Origin of the sequence: Candidatus Accumulibacter sp. ACC012 (assembly GCF_907163155.1) — a bacterium.
GTDB classification, from domain to species: Bacteria; Pseudomonadota; Gammaproteobacteria; order Burkholderiales; family Rhodocyclaceae; genus Accumulibacter; species Accumulibacter delftensis.
On the sequence record NZ_CAJQUC010000013.1, the window covers coordinates 1 to 18419 of the forward strand.

Sequence of the window (18419 nt, forward strand, 5' to 3'; positions counted from 1 at the left end):
CGCAAGTCGGCTGATCTTGGCCGCCCGTGCTCAACGACGCCGAATCGCAGCGGCGCGTTCGCACAGATCGAGGGCGAGAAGCGTCGGTGCCGGCGGTGAAGACGCCGACCAGGGCGAAAAGACCTATCTCATGTGCCGTACCACCAGAAAGACGAGGCGAAGGCGCTGGTGCGCTGTTGGAACGTCACGGAACAACTCCTGTCTTCCGGCAGGCATCAAGGACGCGCTACCTTAGCCCCAGTGGGCCACGCACACTGACAGCAGGCGGCACCGGAAGGGCAGGCCAAGCCCGAGAAACAACGTACCATGGAAACGCCAGTATCTCGCGCTTCCATCGGCGAACGGGCCTGCCGCCAAGGCCGCCGGCGCCTTATGGGACAGGCCGCAAAATCCTGGTTTGCCAGGCGCGAAGGCCGACAAGAGCCGGCTGCACGCTGGTTGCCGGTAAAACGTCCCTGGCCAGCAAGGGCCGGCCGATGTCGCCGCGAGACGTAGTTCGCCCGAGGCGTGCGCTCGATCGGTGTGTCGTGATGCGCGGAGAGCATCGACGATGGACGAGCAGAAAACATAGCATCAGCGGTTCGAAGGCGAGAGAGCTCAGCCGAGGAAAAAAGCCGGGTCCGGCTTCTATGTTGGCCACCCTGGACGGCCACCCGGCCCGCTAGCTGAAGAAAAACAGACGGCAGTCGACATGAAGTAGTGGAAGTCAGAAGGGCTACGCGCCTCGACCCCGAGCAGAAAGCAAGGCTACAGTGAAGCGGCTGAAAAGCTGCAAGCGCGAATGCCGAGCAGGAGCGGGCTGCAAGAGCAGGCGGCCGCAGGGGGGCCAAGCAGATGGCGCCACCTGTGCCGGTAACAACCACCGACCAGCTACATGCAAACCAAGGGAACCGAGACGCAGGCAGGCGTTTTTCACGGAAAGGAGGCCGGGAACCACATCCACGGCAACGATACCGACGCGCAAGCAATGGACGAGCAGACATCCAGGAGGATGGCACCAAGCGCTTCGCCAAGGACAGCCGCAAGGAAGCTGCTTCCATGCAATCGGCGGCCTGGACGCCCTGGCCAAGCCCTGCCCTGGTCATTGGCGAAGGCTACGCGCGGGACGCCACAGCTTGCAGCAGACGCGGGGTAGTGTCGGCGACAGTCGCAGCCTTGACTCGGGCAAACCTGACTACACGCCGCCAGGCCCTTGCCATGCGAAGTTCCCGGACAAGCCATCCTGATCGCCGGGCGACGACGATCGGCCACCTCGAAGCCACGCAGGGAATAAAACCCACGGCCGCAGCAAGGCCAGAAGCGGCCCAAGGCGGTTTGGTGCAAGGCTCTGCTACACGCATGTCAGTCGCGCCTGGGTCGCGTAGCACGTAGTCGCCAGAGCGAGACTGGCTTTACCAGACTTCAACCGACCTGGGACAAGAGAGTGTTGGGGCGGGAAGGCAGAGCTACGACCGGCAAGGGTCGTCCGCTTCGAGTAGGTTGATGAAGTGATCGAGCGTTGCCAAGCGCCAGGTGTTGAGCTACTGCAGGCAAGCGGAACACAGGATGCAGATGGCTAGTAGGCGGTGAAAGTGGGCCGGGCTGACGACCATGGCGTCATCGCGGCCTGTGCGTGCGATGACGGGTTCTTGGCTTGCTCACGTGTGGGGCGTAGTGACTCACGAAGGCATCAAGGTGTGCACGCGTCTGCTCGATCTTTGGGGACTGCCTGCGGCAGGACCCCCTCGCCACTAGGCCCCCCGCCGGCGGAGACGCTTGCGCGAACTCGCTTACCGCATCACTCAAGCTACGGACACCGTTGACCGCCACCAGGAACCTGAGCGCCGCCGCGTGAATGCACGTGAAGGCCGACCGGCTTGCTGACTTACCGCCCGTCTATCGACCGCTTTCCGTCCAACTGAGCGCGGGTAGCTAGCGCGAAATGCTCTGATCAATGTTTCTACCCGGCGGTAGTAGAAGGATACGTGCTTCAGGTTTCCCGAGGGCTATGCCCGAGGGAATGAAATGGGGAAGACACGGTGTTGCTCGCGAGGCACCGCTTCAACCGGACGAGGAGTATTCCCGGCAGCGGCCCCCGCCAACGGAAACGAGACAAGGAGATCAGGCAACACGACCACTGGTGCAACAGCCAGGGAAGGCGCAGATCCAGGGAGTTTCCCGCTCGTGAGCCCGTGAGACCTGACTGAGCCTGCGAAGATCGGCTTGCTGGAGGGCGATGTTCGGTACTCTGGGCGCTTGCGACCCTGTTTCCGGTTGCACTCCGCCTTGTGACGTGTGACGTTTGTCGTTCTTTGGCTTGCTGCGGGGTAGTGTGCGCAGAGGAGCAGAGGAGAACTCAGGTGCGGCATGATTCCCATCGACCCTGGGCGGGTGCGCTGCTTGCGTACTGTCCAGTGCGGCGACCGCCTTCGTCACCCACCGCCAAAACACCCGACAGCGTTTTTGCGGCGGCCGTTGGTTGCAAGCAACGACTTAGCTGGCAGGCGGCAAGCATGAGCACCCCCCCACGCGACCCGATCGGAGGAAGTCCACCGTGCGCGCAGTGCCAGCCAAAAAGCCGTGAGTTGCATACCGAGGAGCCATCGCACCGTGGACGATCGCGACCAGGGCTTGTGCTGGTGCTTCACCAGGGCTAACGGCAAGGGCAAGTGCCGGAGTTAGTTCCCGGCTTCGGCATGGTCGCCCGTGCCCTCGGACACGGCCTGCGGGTCGGTGTCGCCGCAGTTTATCAAGGGGCGCTCGGGACACCGGCGAGGAGGCCTTCTTCCGTGCTCAGCCAGGGGTCACCTGGCATGTGCTTGGCGAAGGCTTCACCTGGGAGACGCAGAACCTGGCCCGCGATCGGGAAACCGCGCGCCGCGCCTGGGCCGTGGTTGCCGAGATGCTCGGCGATCCGTCGCTGGGGCTGATCGTCCTCGATGAACTGACCTATGCGCTGAAGAACGGCTGGCTGGATTTGCCGCTCGTGCTCGCCGATCTGGCCGCCCGCCCGGCGCTGCAGCACGTGGTGATTACCGGCCGCGGCGCGCCGGACGAACTGTGCGCCGCAGCCGACACGGTCAGCGAGCTGCGCGACGTCAAGCACGCCTTTCGCGCTGGCGTACGGGCGCAGAAAGGGGTCGATCTGTGAGCGCTATGCCGGCGTGCCCGGCGCTGTTCATTGCCGCGCCTGCTTCCGGCCAGGGCAAGACGACGGTGACCGCGGCTCTCGCAGCGCACCATCGTGGGCAAGGGCGGCGCGTGCGCGTTTTCAAGACCGGCCCCGATTTTCTCGATCCGATGATCCTCGAGCGCGCCTCTGCTGCGCCGGTCTATCAGCTCGACCTGTGGATGGGCGGTGAGGAGCACTGTCGGCAACTCCTGCACGCGGCGGCGGCCGAAGCCGACCTGATCCTCATAGAAGGCGTCATGGGACTCTTCGACGGCGACCGCTCGAGTGCCGATCTGGCGGCTCTGTTCGGCATTCCGATCGTGGTGGTGATCGACGGCAGCGCCATGGCCCAGACCTTTGGTGCCCTGGCACATGGCCTGGCTACCTACCGACCGGGCCTGCCTTTCGCCGGCGTATTTGCCAACCGCGTCGCCGGCGAGCGCCACTACGAGATGCTCGCCGAGAGTCTGCCGTCGGGGCTGGCCTGCTTTGGCTGGCTGCCGCGCGACGCCGAAATCGCCCTGCCCGAGCGTCACCTCGGTCTGGTACAGGCGGCCGAAGTCGCCGATCTCGACGCGCGCATAGCCCGCGCGGCGGCCGCGTTGCAGGCGCTGCCCAGGCGCCTGCCAGCGGCCGTCAGCTTCGCTGTCTCAGCCGTGTCGCCGACAGCGCTTGGCGCGCAGCCGCGACCGCTGGCCGGCGTGCGCGTCGCGGTGGCACGGGACGGCGCTTTCGCCTTCCTGTACCGCGCCAATCTCAATCTGCTACGCGAACTCGGTGCCGAGCTGAGCTTCTTTTCGCCGCTGCTCGATGGCTCGCTGCCAGAGGCCGAAGTGCTCTACCTGCCGGGTGGTTATCCCGAACTGCACCTCGCAGCGCTCGCCGCCAACGCGCCAATGCACGCCGCGATTCGCGCTCACCATGCCGCTGGCAAACCGCTAGTCGCCGAGTGCGGCGGAATGCTCTATCTGCTCGAGTCACTGGCCGACAAGGACGGCTGCCGGGCCGAGATGGTCGGGCTCTTGCCAGGCAACGCCAAGATGCTCGGCCGCCTCGCCAACCTCGGCCTGCACCGCGTCACACTGCCCGAAGGCGAGCTGCGCGGACACAGCTTCCACTACTCGCAGATGGAGACGCCGCTGTCGCCGATCGCGATCAGCGAAGGCGCGCGGGCGGGACGGCGCGGCGAAGCGGTCTATCGCGTCGGCCGTGTGCATGCCTCGTATATGCACCTCTACTTCCCCTCAAACCCGGAGGCGGTGGCGCAGCTATTTGCGCCAGCAGCTTCTTCATTGTCCACCTGAAAGAAAGGAAATTACCATGCATATCGAACCCGGCATCATCGCCCAGGCCAAAATCGTTCTGGCCAATGCCTCGGCCGTCGGCCTCGTCGCTTACTACGCCAGGGACCTGCTCAGACAGCCGGCGGACATCGTCCGCACGCTGCTCGCGGCACTGTTCTTCTCGCTGTTCATGCAGAGTTTCCACGTCAATGTTGGCCCCTCGGAATTGCACTTCGTCGGCGCCATGGCCATCTATCTGACACTCGGTTTTCTGCCGACGCTGCTCGGTTTCGCTGCCGGGCTGCTGCTCCAGGGCCTGCTCTTCGAACCCATGGATCTGCCGCATCTGGCGGTCAACTCGCTGTCTCTGATCGTGCCGCTGATCGCCGTTCACTACAGTGCGGGTCGCCAGCTGCGTGCCGCGCTGGCCGGCCGTGTCGTCAGCTGGGGGGCGATCGTCAAGCTCGACGCCATGTACTACACCGGCGTCACGGCCATGGTCGGTTTCTGGCTGCTCGCCGCCGAGGTGGCGACGCCGCTGGCCGCCTGGGCGTCGTTTGCCAGCTCCTACCTGCTGATCGTCATCTGCGAGCCCTTGTTCACCGCTGGCTGTCGTTCGCCTTCTCAAGCGCCACGAAACAAGCGCCTGATTGCCACCTGCTTCGACATCCAGTCGCTCAAGCTGGCGAACTGAAACATGGGACAAGGTGTGGTCGTTGGCGCCGGTCCGGGCGATCCCGACCTGATTACCGTCAAGGGCCGGGATCTGATCGCCGGCGCCGGGGCGATTCTCTTCGCCGGGTCGCTGGTTTCGGAGGCAGCCATGCGCTGGGCGCCGGCGGGCTGCCGTGATCGCCGATTCCAAAGACATGGCGCTGGCGGAAATCACCGCCTGGCTGGTCGAGCAGGCGCAGACGAACGCCATCGTCGTTCGTCTGCAGACCGGTGACCCGGCGCTGTTCGGCGCCTTGATCGAGGTGACGCAGCCACTCGATGCTGCCGGCGTCGACGTTGGCGTGGTGCCGGGCGTGTGTCGGCGAGGGGGGGGGGGGGGGGTGGCCGCAGCTGGACGCTGCCGTCGAGACGTGACCCTGCCCGAGTTCACAAAGGACGTGTGATCCTGACCGCGTTGCAGGCCGCACGCCGAAGCCGGCCGGCGAATCGCTGCAGGAAATGGCGCAGCACCAGGCACGTGTGCGGTTTCTAACGATTCCCAGCCTTGAAGCAAGTGGTCGAGGGACTTGCGCGCGGCCGGCTGGCGCGAAGCGCGCGATCCTGGTGGTTTCATAAGGCGAGCTGGCCGGGCGAGGAGGAAAACACCGCGGCACGAACTGACCCGACACCGCGAACGAAGTGCCGTGCCCCCCCCCCCCCCCCCCCCCCCCCCGGAAAAAATCGACCAGCCAGGCGATGATCATCGCCGTCCGGCGCCGGGCGCGCGTCACTGGCCGCAGTTGAAGAAATCGAAACTTACGACGCACTTTCACGCCCACGCTTTCAGCCGGGCATCGGAGCTTAAACGAATGGATGGTCGAAAACAGTGCTGCTTGCCGCGCATGGCTCCCGCCATCCCGACGCTGAACGACGAATCCGCCGCTTTGCCGGCGAGTGGCAGAGCGCAATCCCGCTGGGCATCGACCCCGCCGTCTGCTATCATGGAGCATGCCGACCGTGCTACTTGCCGACGGCCTGCGCGTGGGCACACCCGGCGCCGGCAGGTGTCCTGGTCGTACCGCTGTTCTCATCGCCGACGGCACGTCACGTGGAGTTGCCGGCGCGCAATGGATGCTGCCCGTGCGGCTTACCCGCAGGTCAGCTTCCACTGTGATCGTCACCTCGGCATGGGCCGCGAGATCTTCGCCGTGTTGCCAGGACAGCTCGCGCGCCTGATGAAGTCGCTGGCCATGCCGGACCCGCAAACCACCGGCGTGGTCCTGCTCGGCCGCGGTTCGTCGGACGCCGGTGCCAACGGCGAACTGGCCAAGCTGGCGCGCTGGCTTTTCGAGGACAACGAGCACGAACTGGTCGACCTGGCCTTCACCGGCGTGACCTGGCCGCGCCTGGAACCGTCGTCCAGCGGCAGGTGCGGCTGGGCATGACGCAAATCGCCATCGTCCCGGTGTACCTGTTCAACGGCGTTCTCATCGAGCGCATCAATGCGCAGGCCGAACGGCTGCGCCAAGCAGTACCCACAGATCGCCTTCGCCGCTGGCAGCTACTTTGGCTTGATCCGGGCATTTTCGACCTGCTCGATGCGCGCGTTTCCGGCCGTGAGCTGCCGAGCGGGGCACTGCTCGAGTGCGACGGCTGCAAGTACCGGCAGGCGGCCGAGGCCGAACACCTGCACGATCACAGCCACACGCAAACCCCAACCCTGCTGGTCGGTGCTCGGCACGCACATGCAGGCGAAGGGCACGTCCAGGCGCATGACCACGACGATCATCAACACGCCCACATCTGAGCTGCCATGACTATCCCCGCCGTTACCGAACAACTGACCGCCAGCGGCCGCGCCATCGAGCACGGTTCCTTCGCCATCATCGACGCCGAAGTCGGGCCGCACGACTACAGCGCCGAGCAGTGGCCCCTGGTGCGGCGCATGATTCACGCCAATGCCGACTTCGAGTTCAACGGCCTGACCGTTTTCCATGCGCAGGCGATGGCTGCCGGTCTGGCTGCGCTGCGCAAGGGCGGTACGCCGATCGTCACCGACGTCGAGATGATCTGCACCGGCTTGTCCAGGCCACGCTTGCAGCACTTCAGGCTGCACACCCGGCATTACATTTCTGATCCGGACGTCATCGAGCGGGCGCATGCCGAGGGCACGACGCGCGCCGTGCAGGCGATGCGCAAGGCGCATCGCGAGGGCGAACTCGACGGTGCCATCGTCGGCATCGGCAATGCGCCGACCGCGCTGATCGAAGTGGTGCGCCTGATTCGTGAAGAGGGCGTCCGGCCGGCTCTGGTGATCGGCATGCCGGTCGGCTTTGTCTCGGCGGCCGAGTCGAAGGACCTGCTGATGGGCATTGACGACGTCCCCTGGGTGGCCATCCGCGGCCGCAAGGGCGGCTCGACGCTGGTCGTTGCCGCCATTCACGCGCTGCTTTCCTTCGCCGAGAACGAGCAGCAACGGGTGGCATGAGCGACACCGCTCAAGCGCTTGCCCCGCCCAAGCTGCGCAAGTCTGCCACGCGTCGCCAGCGTGGCAACCGCACCGGCTTCAGCACCGGCGCCTGCTCGGCAGCGGCGGCGCGTGCGGCGACGATCGGCCTGCTGACCGGGCAGGTGCCGGCGCACGTACTGTGCCGACTGCCCAATGGCCAGGAGGTGTGCTTCGCGGTGATCGATGCCGGCATTGTCGGGGAAGGCCTGCTGCGCCGCGCCTGCGCAGCCATTGTCAAGGATGCCGGTGACGATCCCGATGTCACACACGGCGCGCATCTGACCGCCGCTGTGCAGCGGTTGCCGCAGCGTGCCGGAGAGATCGAACTGTGTGCCGGCCCCGGCGTCGGTACGGTAACCCGGGAGGGACTCGGTCTGACGCTGGGCGGGCCGGCGATCAACCCGGTGCCGCAGCGCAATATCCGCGACAACGTGCGTGCGGCCGCTGATGAACTGCTCGAGCACGACGGGCTGCGGGTGACCATCTCAGTTCCCGGCGGTGAGGCGATGGCCAAGAAGACGCTCAATGCTCGTCTTGGAATTCTCGGTGGTATTTCCATTCTCGGCACCACCGGCATTGTCCGTCCGTACTCGACCGCCGCCTTTCGCGCCAGCGTCGTCCAGGGGGTCGAGGTGGCGGCCAGGCAGGGCCAGCGCAGCGTCGTGTTCATCCACCGGTGGGCGCAGCGAGAAGTTCGCCATGCGCCAGCTAGGCGAACTCGAAGAAAGCTGCTTCGTGCAGATGGGCGACTTCGTCAAGGCCGCATTCCTGGCCGCGATCAAGCAGAACATGCAGCACGTCTTTGTCGGTGCGATGGTCGGCAAGCTGACCAAGATGTGCCAGGGCCTGGCAGTGACGCACGCCTGGAAGGCCGAGATCGACCGTGACGTACTCGCCGAATCGGCGCAGGCGGTCGGTGCGCCGCCAGACCTCGTCGAGGCCATCCGCCACGCCGAAACCGGTCGTTTCGCTGCTGAACGCCTGGCCACGCTGGGAGTCGGCGAAGCCTTTCATCGGGCGCTGGCCATTCGCGCCATGCGCAGTCTCAAGGCCTGCTATGCCGGTAGCTATCGCTTGACCGTGCTGGTCTGCGATTTCGAAGGCCATTTCATTGTTCGTGTGGAGGAAAATGAAATCCTGTGAGCCCTGTGCCGTGATCGGCATTCTCGACGACGGCTGGGGCGGCTTGTCCGACCGCGCCCGCCAGCGGCTGCTTGCCGCAGACCTGGTGATCGGTGCCGGGCGCACGCTCGATCTGGTGCGCACCCAGCTGGCGGCCGGCTGCCGACTGCAGGACATGGACGCCGCCATCGCGCAGGTGCCGGAATGGATCAAGGCGGCACACGCCGGCGGCCGAGCGGTCGCAGTGCTGGCCACCGGTGATCCGCTCTGTCATGGCATCGCACCCTTGCTCATCGCCAGCTTGGGCGCGGCGCAAATCGAGGTCCTACCGGCGCCATCGACCATTCAACTGCTCTGTGCGCGCTTTCGAAAACCCTGGCAGACGCTGCGCATCGCTTCGTGCCACGGTGCGGATGCCGGCGAGTGGCTGCCCGGCGCGTCGCCCGCGCACGGCCTCTATCGCGTGCTACGGGCGATTGCCCTGCAGCCGCTGGTGGCCGTGTTTACCGGCGCGCAGAACACGCCAGCGCGCCTGGCGCGGGCGCTGCTCGCCGTCGGCCACGGCGACGATCTCAAGCTGTCGGTGGCCTGCCGCCTGCAGTTGCCCGACGAGCAGCTCTTTCCGTCGCTGACCCTCGCCGAGGTCGCCGGACGGGAGTTCCCCGAGCCGAACGTCCTGCTGGTTGAACGCACGCGGCCCCATCCGGCCCGTTGTGCTCGGCCCGCGAAGATCACGAGTACCGGCAGCGTGCGCCGGAAAAGGGCTTGATCACCAACAGGAAGGCCTGCGACGGTCTGGACATTGGCGCCCGGTTCCGTCTCGCGTGGCCGGTGGACTGCCGCGGCGCTTGCACCGGCTGGGCGACACGTACCCTGGGGCCATCGAAAATAAACGGCCCTGGTGCGGAATCCGCCAATGCGGCGCGCCAATACTCGCTGCTTTGTTTTCCAGGCAGCAATTCCACGACCCTTGCGACGGCCGTCGATCCAGCACTCTCGGCCGACCTGGCCCTACCCCCCCGACGGCGTCCACTTTCATGTCGGTTTTTCCCGGCGGCGAACTCGCCGAGCTGATAGGAGTGGTTCTCGGCCGCCTGAAGCCGGCTGGCCGACTGGTGATGAATTTCGTGACCCTGGAAAATCTGGCCACCGCCACGCGCACGCTGGCTGCCGCCGGCGCAGTCTGGGACCTCATCCAGCTTCAGGCCAGTCGCAGCCAGCCAATTCTCGACATGCACCGGCTGGCCGCCCAGAACCCGGTGTGGATCCTCACTGCAAGAAAGGAAGAAGAATGCCCCGCTACGGAAAACTGATCGGCGCCTCACTCGGCCCCGGCGACCCCGAATTGATCACTCGCCGCGCCTGGGCGGTTTCTGCAGTCCGGTGCACGCTGGCTGTACCCGGTGAAAAAGGCCGAGGACGACTCGTACGCACTGGCCATCGTCGCGCGTGCGGTATCGCCGTGCCGGACGACGCCGAGCAACTGGTCTTTCCGATGACCCGTGACGCCGAGATTCTCGGCAAGGCGTGGGCCCGCGCTGCGCTGCGCACGGTCGAGCTGCTCGCCGAAGGTCGCGACCTGGTGTTCCTGGTCGAAGGCGACGCGTCGACTTTTTCCACCTTTGGTCACCTTGCCCGCGTCGTCCGCGAACTGGCACCCGAGGTGGTCGTCGAGACGATCGCCGGCGTCAGTTCGTTCGCCGCTGCCGCGGCGAGCACCGGCAGCACGCTGGCCGAGGAAGATGAAACGCTGGCGGTGATTCCGGCGGCCTACGGCGTCGGCGTTATCGATCACCTGCTTGACGAGTTCGATACCGTGGTCCCTGCTCAAGGTCAAGCCTCTGCTCGACGAAGTCATTGACCTGCTGGAGCGGCGCGGCCTGCTGGACAGCACCTGTTTTGTCGAGAAGGTCGGCGCGCCGGACGAGCGCGTGGTTCGCGACGTCGCCAGCCTGAAAGGCGAAAAAGCTTAATTATCTGTCCCTGATGCTGGTCCATAACCCGAAGCGCGTGCGCGGCGAATTACCGTCGCGGTTGCCGCACGCGCAAGGAAGCACTGGCAGTGGCGCCGGCAGCCGAGGCCGCATGAAGGTCGCTGTCGTCGCCATCACCCGGCACGGCATTGCCCTGGCCGGCAAGGTGATTGCCGCACTGCCGGATGCCTCGCTGTTCGCCCCGGAAAAGTTTCGCGCCGAAGCTGAAGCCGCAGTCGCCGGCGGTCGTGCAGTGTTACAACGGCAAGGTCCGGTGACCAGGTTGCCGGCGCTGTTCGCCGCGTTCGACGGCATCGTCGCGATCGTCTCGCTGGGCGCTGTCGTCCGCCTGATCGCGCCGCATCTGGCAACAAGGAAAGCGACCCGGCGGTTGTCGTAGTGGATGAGGCCGGTCGCTTTGCCATCCCGGTGCTCTCGGGGCATGTCGGCGGCGCCAACGCACTGGCTGGCCAGTTGGCCACCGCGCTCGGGGCGACGGCAGTGCTGACCACCGCCTCGGACGCCCGCCAGACGCTGTCCGTCGACCTCCTCGGTCGCGAACTCGGCTGCTGGACGATCGAGGCGACACATGCCGACATCGTTCGCGTCAGCGCCGCGGTGGTCAACGACGAGCCGGTGGCGCTGGTCCAGGAAGATGGCAGCAGCGACTGGTGGACGGGGCACGCGAATGGTCGCCGTGGCCCGCTACCCGTCACGCTGCAACGCTTTGCCCGCCTCGAAGATGTCGATCCCGAGCGCTTCTCTGCGGTGCTCTGGATCAGCCAGCGTGCAATACCGGCCGACTATGCGGTGCAGCTGGCTGGCAAGGCGATCGTCTACCGGCCGGGGGACGCGCATTGAAGCACGCCCCTGGCGCGAAAAACCCGCTGCAGTTTGCGCTTGCACTGGGTCTCGGCTGCGATCGTGGCACGCCGGCAGCGACCATCAACCAGGCCATCAGCGAGGCGCTGGCGGCCTGCGGCGGGCAGCCGTCGGACGTCCGCGCGGTGGCCAGCATCGACCTCAAGGCCGACGAGGCGGGCCTGCTGCAGGTGGCCAGGGAACGGGCCTGGTGCATCCACTTCTACCCTGCTGCCGATCTTGCCGCCGTTGAACGTTCCCAATCCCTCGAAACGGTACGCAGGTATACCGGCTCCCCGTCGGTTCCGAAGCGGCCGCGCTGCTTGCCGCCGGTGCCGACAAGGCCGATCTGATCGTCGAAAAAACACAAGCTACGCGGCCGGATGGCCCGTAACGCACCATCTCCATTGCCATAATTCACCCATGAGCACCAATGAACGCCACTCACCCCGATCCAGGAAAGCAGGAAAATCATCCTCGTCGGCTTCGGCACGGGGGCGCCGGAACACATGAGCTTGCGCGCGCGCGCGGCCATCGCCGAGGCCGACGGTGGTCATCGGCTACGCCACCTACATCAGGCTGGGTTGCAAAGACCTGCTCGACGGCAAGCTGGTCATCCGCAAGGGCATGACCGAAGAGCTCGATCGCTGCAACGCGGCCTGGGAACATGCCTGCCAGGGCAAGATCGCGGCGGTCATTTCGTCGGGCGACATCGGTGTCTACGGATGGCCCGGTCCGACCTACGAAGTCCTGCTGCAAGCGGGCTGGCGTCCCCGGATCGGGAATCGAGGTCGAGGTCGTTCCCGGCGCCATCGGCGCTGGTCGGCGTGCGCGGCGTGGTACGGCCGCGCCGCTGACGCACGACTTCTGCTCGATCTCGCTCTCCGACCTGCTGACACCGTGGCCGGTCATCGCCCGCCGGTTGAACGCCGCGGCCCATGCCGATTTCGTTGTCGCCCTGTATAACCCGAAGAGCGGCCGGCGCACCGGCCAGATCGTCGAAGCGCAGCGCATCCTGCTGCGCCATCGCGCCGCCGGAGACGGCGGTGGCGGTGGTCAAGTCCGCGTACCGCAAGAAGCAGGCGATCCAGCTGACCACTTGGCGCAAATGGCCGAAAACGAGACTCGGCATGTTGAACCACCCGTAATGAATCGGTAACAGCAGCACCTTCGTTCAAGACGGCCTGATGATTACCCCGCGTGGCTACGCCAACAAATACGCCGGCTTTGGCGGTAGCGCTGGCCGGCGAGCAGGCCGGTCGCTCGCTTAGCCTGGGCTCGAAGGCTGGCAAGCGGACGGTGGCGTGAGCGTCTGGCACAGGGGCAACACGCGGAGGAGATTGCTTGCTTCTTCGACCTGCCGCCAGAAGAAATTGACGCGGTGATCGGTGACCCGCGCCTGCCTGCCTGAGCGCGCCGCGTATTGGTGCGCTTAACGCGTGGTTACCGACTCATGCTTGTCGAAGCTGGTGGACATCCACTCCGCCGTCCATAGTTACGATGTCGCGGCCGGAGAGCTCTGGTCGCTCCAAGTCCCAACTCGAGGTCGACGCGGGAGCGTGCGTTGTCAATCGGTAGATACTCGGTAAGCCCAGTGGCTTTCACAATGGGCGTCCTCGTTGTTCAGGGGACGTCTTCGATGTACTTGGCGTAATCCGTGTAGCCACGAGCATCGCCGCCGAACAGGATGTCCATGTCGGTGATCTCACTCAGCTTAACCGCCCCGGGGCCATCGAAAATAGGGGTATAGACCCCACACTCGTGTCACCCGCCGCTATTCACCTCTCGTTCCGCTACCGACTCGCAGCCGCTTGGCAGGCTCTCGTCAGATGCGCAAAAAACAGTTATACGGCAGAACGAGGCGCTGCGAAGGTCACAGACCCTCGCAGCGGACCCCTCCTCTGACCTCGAACTACATTGTCTTGCCGGCCAGCGCGTCGGCGCAGCCGATCGCCACCGGATCTGGATCACGCCGAATGATCAACAAACGGACGGCAAAAAGCGCCAGGAACAGCGTGCCGACGGCGAAGACTATGTCTCCGGGGACGCGCAGCCAGACAAAAGTCTCCATCCACGCGGAGTGAACGAATTCCGGCGAGCGAGCAAACCACACCCCCTCGCTGAGGCTCGCCCAAGCCTGGTAGATGCCGGCCGGCACGAGCGACATGAAGACCATCATCGCCAGCCCGACATTCAGCGACCAGAAGGTCAGGCCGACCAATTTGTCCGACCACGCCCGCCCGGTTCGAGAGACCGCGCATGCAGAACAACAACAGGCCGATACCGAGCATGCCATAGACACCGAACAGCGCGGCATGACCGTGCGCCGCGGTCATGTTCATTCCCTGCATATAGTAGAGAGCGATCGGCGTGTTGAGCGTGAAGCCCAGGAGGCCAGCGCCGACGACGTTCCAGAAACCGACGGCGATAAAGCACAGGATCGGCCATTTGTACGCCTGCACCCAGGGGGCAGCCTTGGAACGCTGAAAATTGCGCCAGGCCTCGACACACCGATCATCGCCAGCGGCACTACTTCCAGTGCCGAGAACATCGCCCCTATGGCGATAACAGAAGTCGGCGTGCCGGGTGAAGTAGAGGTGGTGCAGTGTGCCGAGAATGCCACCGAACAGGAAGACAATGGTTTCCAGAATGATCGCGCTGTTGGCGGTCGCCGCGCGGATCAGGCCGAGACGGGTGAACAGCAGGGCGATGACGGCGGTGGCGAAGACCTCGAAGAAACCCTCTACCCACAGGTGCACCAGCCACCAGCGCCAATATTCGACCATCGCATAGTGCGTTTTCTGACCCCAGGCCAGCGAAGTGGCGTAAAAAGCCGCCGATGCACAGCGCAGCAAGGAAGACCATGGCGATCAGCCCGCGGCTTTCGGACGGTTTGCGCAGCGCGGGCATCAGCGCGCGGCCGAGCAGCGTCACCCAGATCAGCAGACCAGCCGAACAACAGGGATCTGCCAGACACGGCCCATGCTGGTGTACTCGAGCCCCTGGTTACCGATCCAGAAACTGTAGTCATTGCCGATATTCTGCAAGGTGCCCAGCCAACCGGTGAGCGTCGAACCGGCGACGATGATCAGCAAGGCATAAAACAGTACATTGACACCCAGGCGTTGGTATTTTGGTTCGCTGCCGAAATCGCCGGAGCGATGTAGAGGCCGGTGGCCAGCCAGGCGGTGGCGATCCACAGCACAGCGAACTGCGTATGGATGGTTCGACTGACGGTAAAGGGCAAGATCTCGCCGAGCGGGATACCGAAGAAGCTCGTTCCCTCGACGGCATAGTGTGCGGTGACAACGCCCATGCCGACTTGCGCCAGAATCAGCGCGATGACCACATAGAAATACTTGCGGGTGGCGAGCATCGATGGCGTTGCCTTGAAGTTGAAGAGCGGGTCAGCCTTTGGCGGGCGTGGGTCACCCGCTTCATGACTGGTCGAGTGGAAGAAGATCATCGCGGCGATCGCGCCGAGCATGAGAATGACGCTGGCGATCGACCAATGCCGGTACCGGTAGTCGGCGTATTGCCGACCAGCGGCTCGTGCGGCCAATTGCTGGTGTAGCTCAAGTTATTTTCGCCCGGGCGGTCGCTCACTGCCGACCAAGCGCTCCAGAAGAAGAAGGCCGTCAGGTCCTGCCGATCGGCCGCGTCGCGCAGAATATTGGCTGGCAATCGCGTACTGCTCACGCAATGCATCGAGCGTAGACTCGCCACCAAAGAGGTCGGCGTAGTGCTTCGCCACCTGCGCGACTGCGGTAGCCCGATCGGCACTCAGGCTGATCGAGCCGCTGGCAGCGTCGTAGGTATTGCGGGCGGAGCTCGGTCTTCAGCTGCGCATCGAGTTGCGCTTTCTGGCCGGGCTGAAGGTGCTCGTAGGCGGCGCCGAAATCACGCTTTGCCCAGATCGCCTGCAGCGCAAGCGCTTCGCGGTGCAGCCAGTCGGCCGCCCAGTCTGGCGCGAGATAGCTGCCGTGCCCCCAGACCGAGCCCAGTTGCTGGCCGCCGGCCGAGAGCCAGGATTGCTGGCCTTGCTGCACTTGCCCTTCGGAGAAGAGAACCTGGCCGTCGCTGCTGACCACCTGCGTCGGAATGGGCGGCGCGTGCACGAAAATCTCGCGGCCAACCCAGCCCAGGCGGCGAAGGAAAGCACGCAGATCAGCGCTAGCCAGATCCACAGCTTGCGTGTGTTATGCCTGATGAAGCTCCTTTACGGTATCGGTAGAACCAATGTAAGAGAACGAAACGGCGACAACTTTCTGTAAGCGGCATTTTAAATACCTCTTACAAAGATGCAAACGCAATGCTTCTTATGTGGCAACAGAACCGAAGGGAATTGGCGACGATCGTCGCCAGGTGCGCAGAAGCTACTTGGGAATGGCTAGCACAGGCCGCAGGACGTGAAGGATCGCACGTTCGCTCTTGCCGAGCAGATCCGCAAGCGTAACGCCATCCAGCACCTTGAGGAAGGCAGCGAGGGCCTCTGAAAGCGCAAGCTTCAGCTGGCAATCGGGATCCAGAATGCAGGTAGAGTTCTTGCCGAAGCACTCGACCAGGTCCATGCCCGACTCCATGTGGCGCATAACATCACCGACAACGATGGTCGTGGCTGGACAGGCAAGCCGCAAGCCACCGCCCTTGCCGCGCAAGCCATCGACATAGCCGCCACGGATCAAACGACTGACGACTTTCATCAAGTGGTTGCGCGACACGGCGAAGCGGTTAGCAATCTCCTGGATAGTCACCAAGCGCTCCTCGTTGGTCCCGAGGTAGACCAGTACGCGCAGTGCATAGTCAGTGTGCTGGGTGATGTGCATGGCAGGTTCTCGGTTCGCCCATTGTCATCGCCATCACTGGCGGCCCTGCCTTCGGTGACAGCAACGGAGAAATTGCGAACTCTACCGGAGGGCGCCTTCTGGGGTAAGCCTATCTTCATCTGCTTGCTGCACTACGGAGTCGGCACGCTGGCTCCGACAATGACCAGCAAGTCGCAGAGAAGCAAGCGATCCCTGTGTCCTGAACTTGCGTGACCACTACACGTGCCTTTCCTGCCTTTCAGGGGGACGAGACATGAGGCGCGCTGTTGCAAGCTAGGCAGGTGCCGCTGATATCCAATTCCCACCGCACCGAGGCGGAAGCCGTGCGGCAGTCTTGGCGGCGGGGGCGGGGCAGCCTTGAGGCAGAACACACCGCCACAGCCGGTACAGCGGAAATGGTTGTGCCCGCCATGCTCCTGCCCAACCTTGCTGGCGGTAAACCGGAACCACGCCGCGCGAATCAATCGCCTTTAGCGCCAGACCGCAATGCACAAGGGAATCGAGCACGCGATAGAGCGTCACCCGGTCCGCATCCGGCAGCAAGGCTTCGATGTCAGCGTGGCTCATCGCCTGGGTCGCTACCAGTAGAGCTTCGAGGACGTGCACACGGCCCGGCGTGACCTTGACGCCTGCAGCGCGCAGAAGATCATTGGTGGTGGACATGGACGAATGAGAACATAGCCGGGCGACATTTGCAACATAGTTGCCGTTGCCACTGCGTTGCATTTGCAACCCGGTTGTGTTTCACCTCCGCCCCCATGAATTCCCTGCCACTGCTCCCGCAAATTGTCGTCGCCTGCCTGATGGGCGGCTTACTCAGCCTGCTTGCTGCCGCGCTGGTGCTGTTCGGCCTGCCGAAGAAGTGGCTCAACTACGCCGTCAGCTTTTCCATCGGCGCGCTGCTGGCCACCTCGATGTTGCACTTGCTACCGGAAGCGCTCGAATCGGGCCTGACACCGCATGAGGCATTCCCCCGTCCTGCTGGCCGGCATCCTCGGCTTCTTCGCGCTGGAAAGTTTGCCATCTGGCGCCACGCCCACGGCAACGATGACCAGGCCGACGGCGAAACCTGCGGCGAACACACGCACGACCACCTGCACGGAGGAGAGGCGGTCGGCATTCTCGTCGGCGACGGTTTCCACAACCTCACCGACGGACTCCTGATCGCCGCCGCCTTCCTTGCCGATCCCGCGCTGGGCTGGGCCGCGACGCTGGCCGTGGTTGCGCACGAGGTGCCGCAGGAGGCGGGCGACTTCGCCATCCTGCTTGCGGCGGGTTGGCACCGCGGCCGCGCACTGTTCTGGAACGGCGTATCGAGCCTCGCTTCGGTGCTGGGCGGCGTCATCGGCTACCTGGCGCTGGAGCGCGCCCAGGACTGGGTGCCGTACATCATCACGCTGGCGGCGGCCAGCTTCATCTACATCGCCATCGCCGACCTGATGCCGCGCTTGAAGCGCGAGCAGCGCGGCATTGGCTGGCACGGACTGCTGCTCGCCGCGGGTATCGCCATCGTGGTGTTCGGCAGCGGACATTCCCACTGAACTTCGGAGAACGTTAATGAAACGATTCGCACTGCTCGTCGCCCTGCTCGGCTCTCTGCCGGCCCTCGCCCAGCACACGCACGGCGAAGGCCGGCTCGACGTCGCCATCGACATGGACGTCGTCACGCTGAACCTTGAACTGCCCCTTGATGCCGCCGTCGGCTTCGAGCGCGCACCCAGGAACGACAAGGAAAAAGCCGCGCTGGCGGCGACAGAAAGAGCATTGAACGACGCTGCCGCGTTGTGGCAACCGACTTCGGCGGCGAATTGCACCCTGCAATCCGTCGAGGTCGACATGCCACAGTTCGAAGGTGGCGAGCACGCCGACGTGGATGCGCGCTATGTTTTCCGTTGCGTCGATCCGGCCGCGCTCAAAGGCATCGGAACGACGATCTTCAAGCAGTTCAAGCGTCTCTACCGCCTGGAAACCCAGCGCGTCGGCCCTACCGGCCAGGGTGCTCAGCGGCTCACGCCGAAGACTCCCGCGCTGACCTGGTGA

General features: G+C 64.7%; 14 protein-coding genes and 8 pseudogenes. 16 read left to right on the top strand and 6 right to left on the bottom strand.

The features are described from left to right. The first annotated feature begins 2559 nt into the window (after window positions 1-2559). The 14 genes and pseudogenes from cobO (at window position 2560) to QZ648_RS13840 (ending at window position 12964) form a co-directional block, all read left to right on the top strand. Window positions 2560-3130 (top strand): annotated as a pseudogene (gene cobO, locus QZ648_RS13775) (cob(I)yrinic acid a,c-diamide adenosyltransferase). 5 nt (window positions 3131-3135) lie between these two features. After that, the gene (locus QZ648_RS13780) at window positions 3136-4455 is read left to right on the top strand and encodes a cobyrinate a,c-diamide synthase (protein WP_291997433.1); all 1320 of its coding nucleotides are present in this window, start codon (window positions 3136-3138) and stop codon (window positions 4453-4455) included. Window positions 4456-4471: 16 nt separating this feature from the next. Next, window positions 4472-5128, top strand: coding sequence for an energy-coupling factor ABC transporter permease (locus QZ648_RS13785; RefSeq protein WP_291997422.1), 657 nt, complete (start codon window positions 4472-4474; stop codon window positions 5126-5128). A 3-nt stretch (window positions 5129-5131) separates the two neighbouring features. Then, a pseudogene (locus QZ648_RS13790) lies at window positions 5132-5552 on the top strand (SAM-dependent methyltransferase). A gap of 660 nt (window positions 5553-6212) precedes the next feature. Continuing rightward, a pseudogene (locus QZ648_RS13795) lies at window positions 6213-6895 on the top strand (CbiX/SirB N-terminal domain-containing protein); the annotation flags it as partial. 6 nt (window positions 6896-6901) lie between these two features. Beyond that, window positions 6902-7576 (top strand): precorrin-8X methylmutase, encoded by a 675-nt coding sequence (locus tag QZ648_RS13800; RefSeq protein WP_169068603.1) that lies wholly within the window; start codon window positions 6902-6904, stop codon window positions 7574-7576. After that, a pseudogene (locus QZ648_RS13805) lies at window positions 7573-8740 on the top strand (cobalt-precorrin-5B (C(1))-methyltransferase). Before QZ648_RS13800 ends, QZ648_RS13805 begins: the two are co-directional and overlap by 4 nt. Continuing rightward, window positions 8727-9488 (top strand): precorrin-6y C5,15-methyltransferase (decarboxylating) subunit CbiE, encoded by a 762-nt coding sequence (gene cbiE / locus QZ648_RS13810; RefSeq protein ID WP_291997423.1) that lies wholly within the window; start codon window positions 8727-8729, stop codon window positions 9486-9488. The pseudogene QZ648_RS13805 and the gene cbiE overlap by 14 nt, the downstream one beginning before the upstream one ends. Before the next feature lie 283 nt (window positions 9489-9771). Further along, window positions 9772-10032 (top strand): annotated as a pseudogene (locus QZ648_RS13815) (cobalamin biosynthesis bifunctional protein CbiET); the annotation flags it as partial. Beyond that, window positions 10011-10580, top strand: a complete 570-nt coding sequence (locus tag QZ648_RS13820) for an SAM-dependent methyltransferase (protein WP_291997424.1) — start codon at window positions 10011-10013, stop codon at window positions 10578-10580. The pseudogene QZ648_RS13815 and the gene QZ648_RS13820, both read left to right, overlap by 22 nt. Next, the gene (locus QZ648_RS13825; protein WP_291997425.1) at window positions 10519-10692 is read left to right on the top strand and encodes a hypothetical protein; all 174 of its coding nucleotides are present in this window, start codon (window positions 10519-10521) and stop codon (window positions 10690-10692) included. Before QZ648_RS13820 ends, QZ648_RS13825 begins: the two co-directional genes overlap by 62 nt. A 112-nt stretch (window positions 10693-10804) precedes the next feature. After that, window positions 10805-11553: pseudogene (locus QZ648_RS13830) on the top strand (cobalamin biosynthesis central domain-containing protein). Then, window positions 11550-11906 carry a cobalamin biosynthesis protein gene (locus QZ648_RS13835; RefSeq protein WP_366144141.1) on the top strand — a complete coding sequence of 119 codons (357 nt, stop codon included), beginning with the start codon at window positions 11550-11552 and terminating at the stop codon, window positions 11904-11906. The pseudogene QZ648_RS13830 and the gene QZ648_RS13835 overlap by 4 nt, the downstream one beginning before the upstream one ends. 156 nt (window positions 11907-12062) lie before the next feature. Next, window positions 12063-12964, top strand: a pseudogene (locus QZ648_RS13840) (precorrin-3B C(17)-methyltransferase). A 501-nt stretch (window positions 12965-13465) separates the two neighbouring features. Here QZ648_RS13840 and QZ648_RS24995 read toward each other — a convergent pair. The 6 genes and pseudogenes from QZ648_RS24995 to QZ648_RS13850 all read right to left on the bottom strand — a co-directional run bounded on the left by QZ648_RS24995 (window position 13466) and on the right by QZ648_RS13850 (window position 16379). Then, entirely contained in the window at window positions 13466-13720 is a 255-nt protein-coding gene (locus QZ648_RS24995) for a hypothetical protein (protein ID WP_366144145.1), read from the bottom strand. Window positions 13721-13862: 142 nt separating this feature from the next. Continuing rightward, window positions 13863-14339, bottom strand: a pseudogene (locus QZ648_RS25000) (cbb3-type cytochrome c oxidase subunit I); the annotation flags it as partial. Window positions 14340-14492: 153 nt separating this feature from the next. Further along, window positions 14493-14648: a hypothetical protein gene (locus QZ648_RS25005; protein WP_366144142.1), complete on the bottom strand. Its 156-nt coding sequence runs from the start codon at window positions 14646-14648 to the stop codon at window positions 14493-14495. Further along, window positions 14642-15115: a hypothetical protein gene (locus QZ648_RS25010; RefSeq protein WP_366144143.1), complete on the bottom strand. Its 474-nt coding sequence runs from the start codon at window positions 15113-15115 to the stop codon at window positions 14642-14644. The genes QZ648_RS25005 and QZ648_RS25010 overlap by 7 nt, the downstream gene beginning before the upstream one ends. 133 nt (window positions 15116-15248) lie before the next feature. Then, complete coding sequence (locus QZ648_RS25015; protein ID WP_366144144.1) at window positions 15249-15740, bottom strand: hypothetical protein; 492 nt, start codon at window positions 15738-15740, stop codon at window positions 15249-15251. Between the two features lie 189 nt (window positions 15741-15929). Further along, complete coding sequence (locus QZ648_RS13850) at window positions 15930-16379, bottom strand: Rrf2 family transcriptional regulator (protein ID WP_169068610.1); 450 nt, start codon at window positions 16377-16379, stop codon at window positions 15930-15932. Window positions 16380-17218: 839 nt separating this feature from the next. Between QZ648_RS13850 and QZ648_RS13855 the strand changes: the two genes are divergently transcribed. Both QZ648_RS13855 and QZ648_RS13860 read left to right on the top strand, forming a co-directional pair. Then, window positions 17219-17920 (top strand): ZIP family metal transporter, encoded by a 702-nt coding sequence (locus tag QZ648_RS13855; protein WP_291997426.1) that lies wholly within the window; start codon window positions 17219-17221, stop codon window positions 17918-17920. Between the two features lie 16 nt (window positions 17921-17936). Further along, the gene (locus QZ648_RS13860; protein WP_169068612.1) at window positions 17937-18419 is read left to right on the top strand and encodes a DUF2796 domain-containing protein; all 483 of its coding nucleotides are present in this window, start codon (window positions 17937-17939) and stop codon (window positions 18417-18419) included.

What these genes read in the sequence shown, in the direction of transcription:
- cbiE (WP_291997423.1), top strand. Translation starts at nt 8,727, where the DNA reads ATGAAATCCTGTGAGCCCTGTGCCGTGATCGGCATTCTCGACGACGGC.
- QZ648_RS13785 (WP_291997422.1), top strand. Translation starts at nt 4,472, where the DNA reads ATGCATATCGAACCCGGCATCATCGCCCAGGCCAAAATCGTTCTGGCC.
- QZ648_RS13860 (WP_169068612.1), top strand. Translation starts at nt 17,937, where the DNA reads ATGAAACGATTCGCACTGCTCGTCGCCCTGCTCGGCTCTCTGCCGGCC.
- QZ648_RS13820 (WP_291997424.1), top strand. Translation starts at nt 10,011, where the DNA reads ATGCCCCGCTACGGAAAACTGATCGGCGCCTCACTCGGCCCCGGCGAC.
- QZ648_RS24995 (WP_366144145.1), bottom strand. Translation starts at nt 13,720, where the DNA reads ATGTCGCTCGTGCCGGCCGGCATCTACCAGGCTTGGGCGAGCCTCAGC.
- QZ648_RS13780 (WP_291997433.1), top strand. Translation starts at nt 3,136, where the DNA reads ATGCCGGCGTGCCCGGCGCTGTTCATTGCCGCGCCTGCTTCCGGCCAG.
- QZ648_RS13850 (WP_169068610.1), bottom strand. Translation starts at nt 16,379, where the DNA reads ATGCACATCACCCAGCACACTGACTATGCACTGCGCGTACTGGTCTAC.
- QZ648_RS13800 (WP_169068603.1), top strand. Translation starts at nt 6,902, where the DNA reads ATGACTATCCCCGCCGTTACCGAACAACTGACCGCCAGCGGCCGCGCC.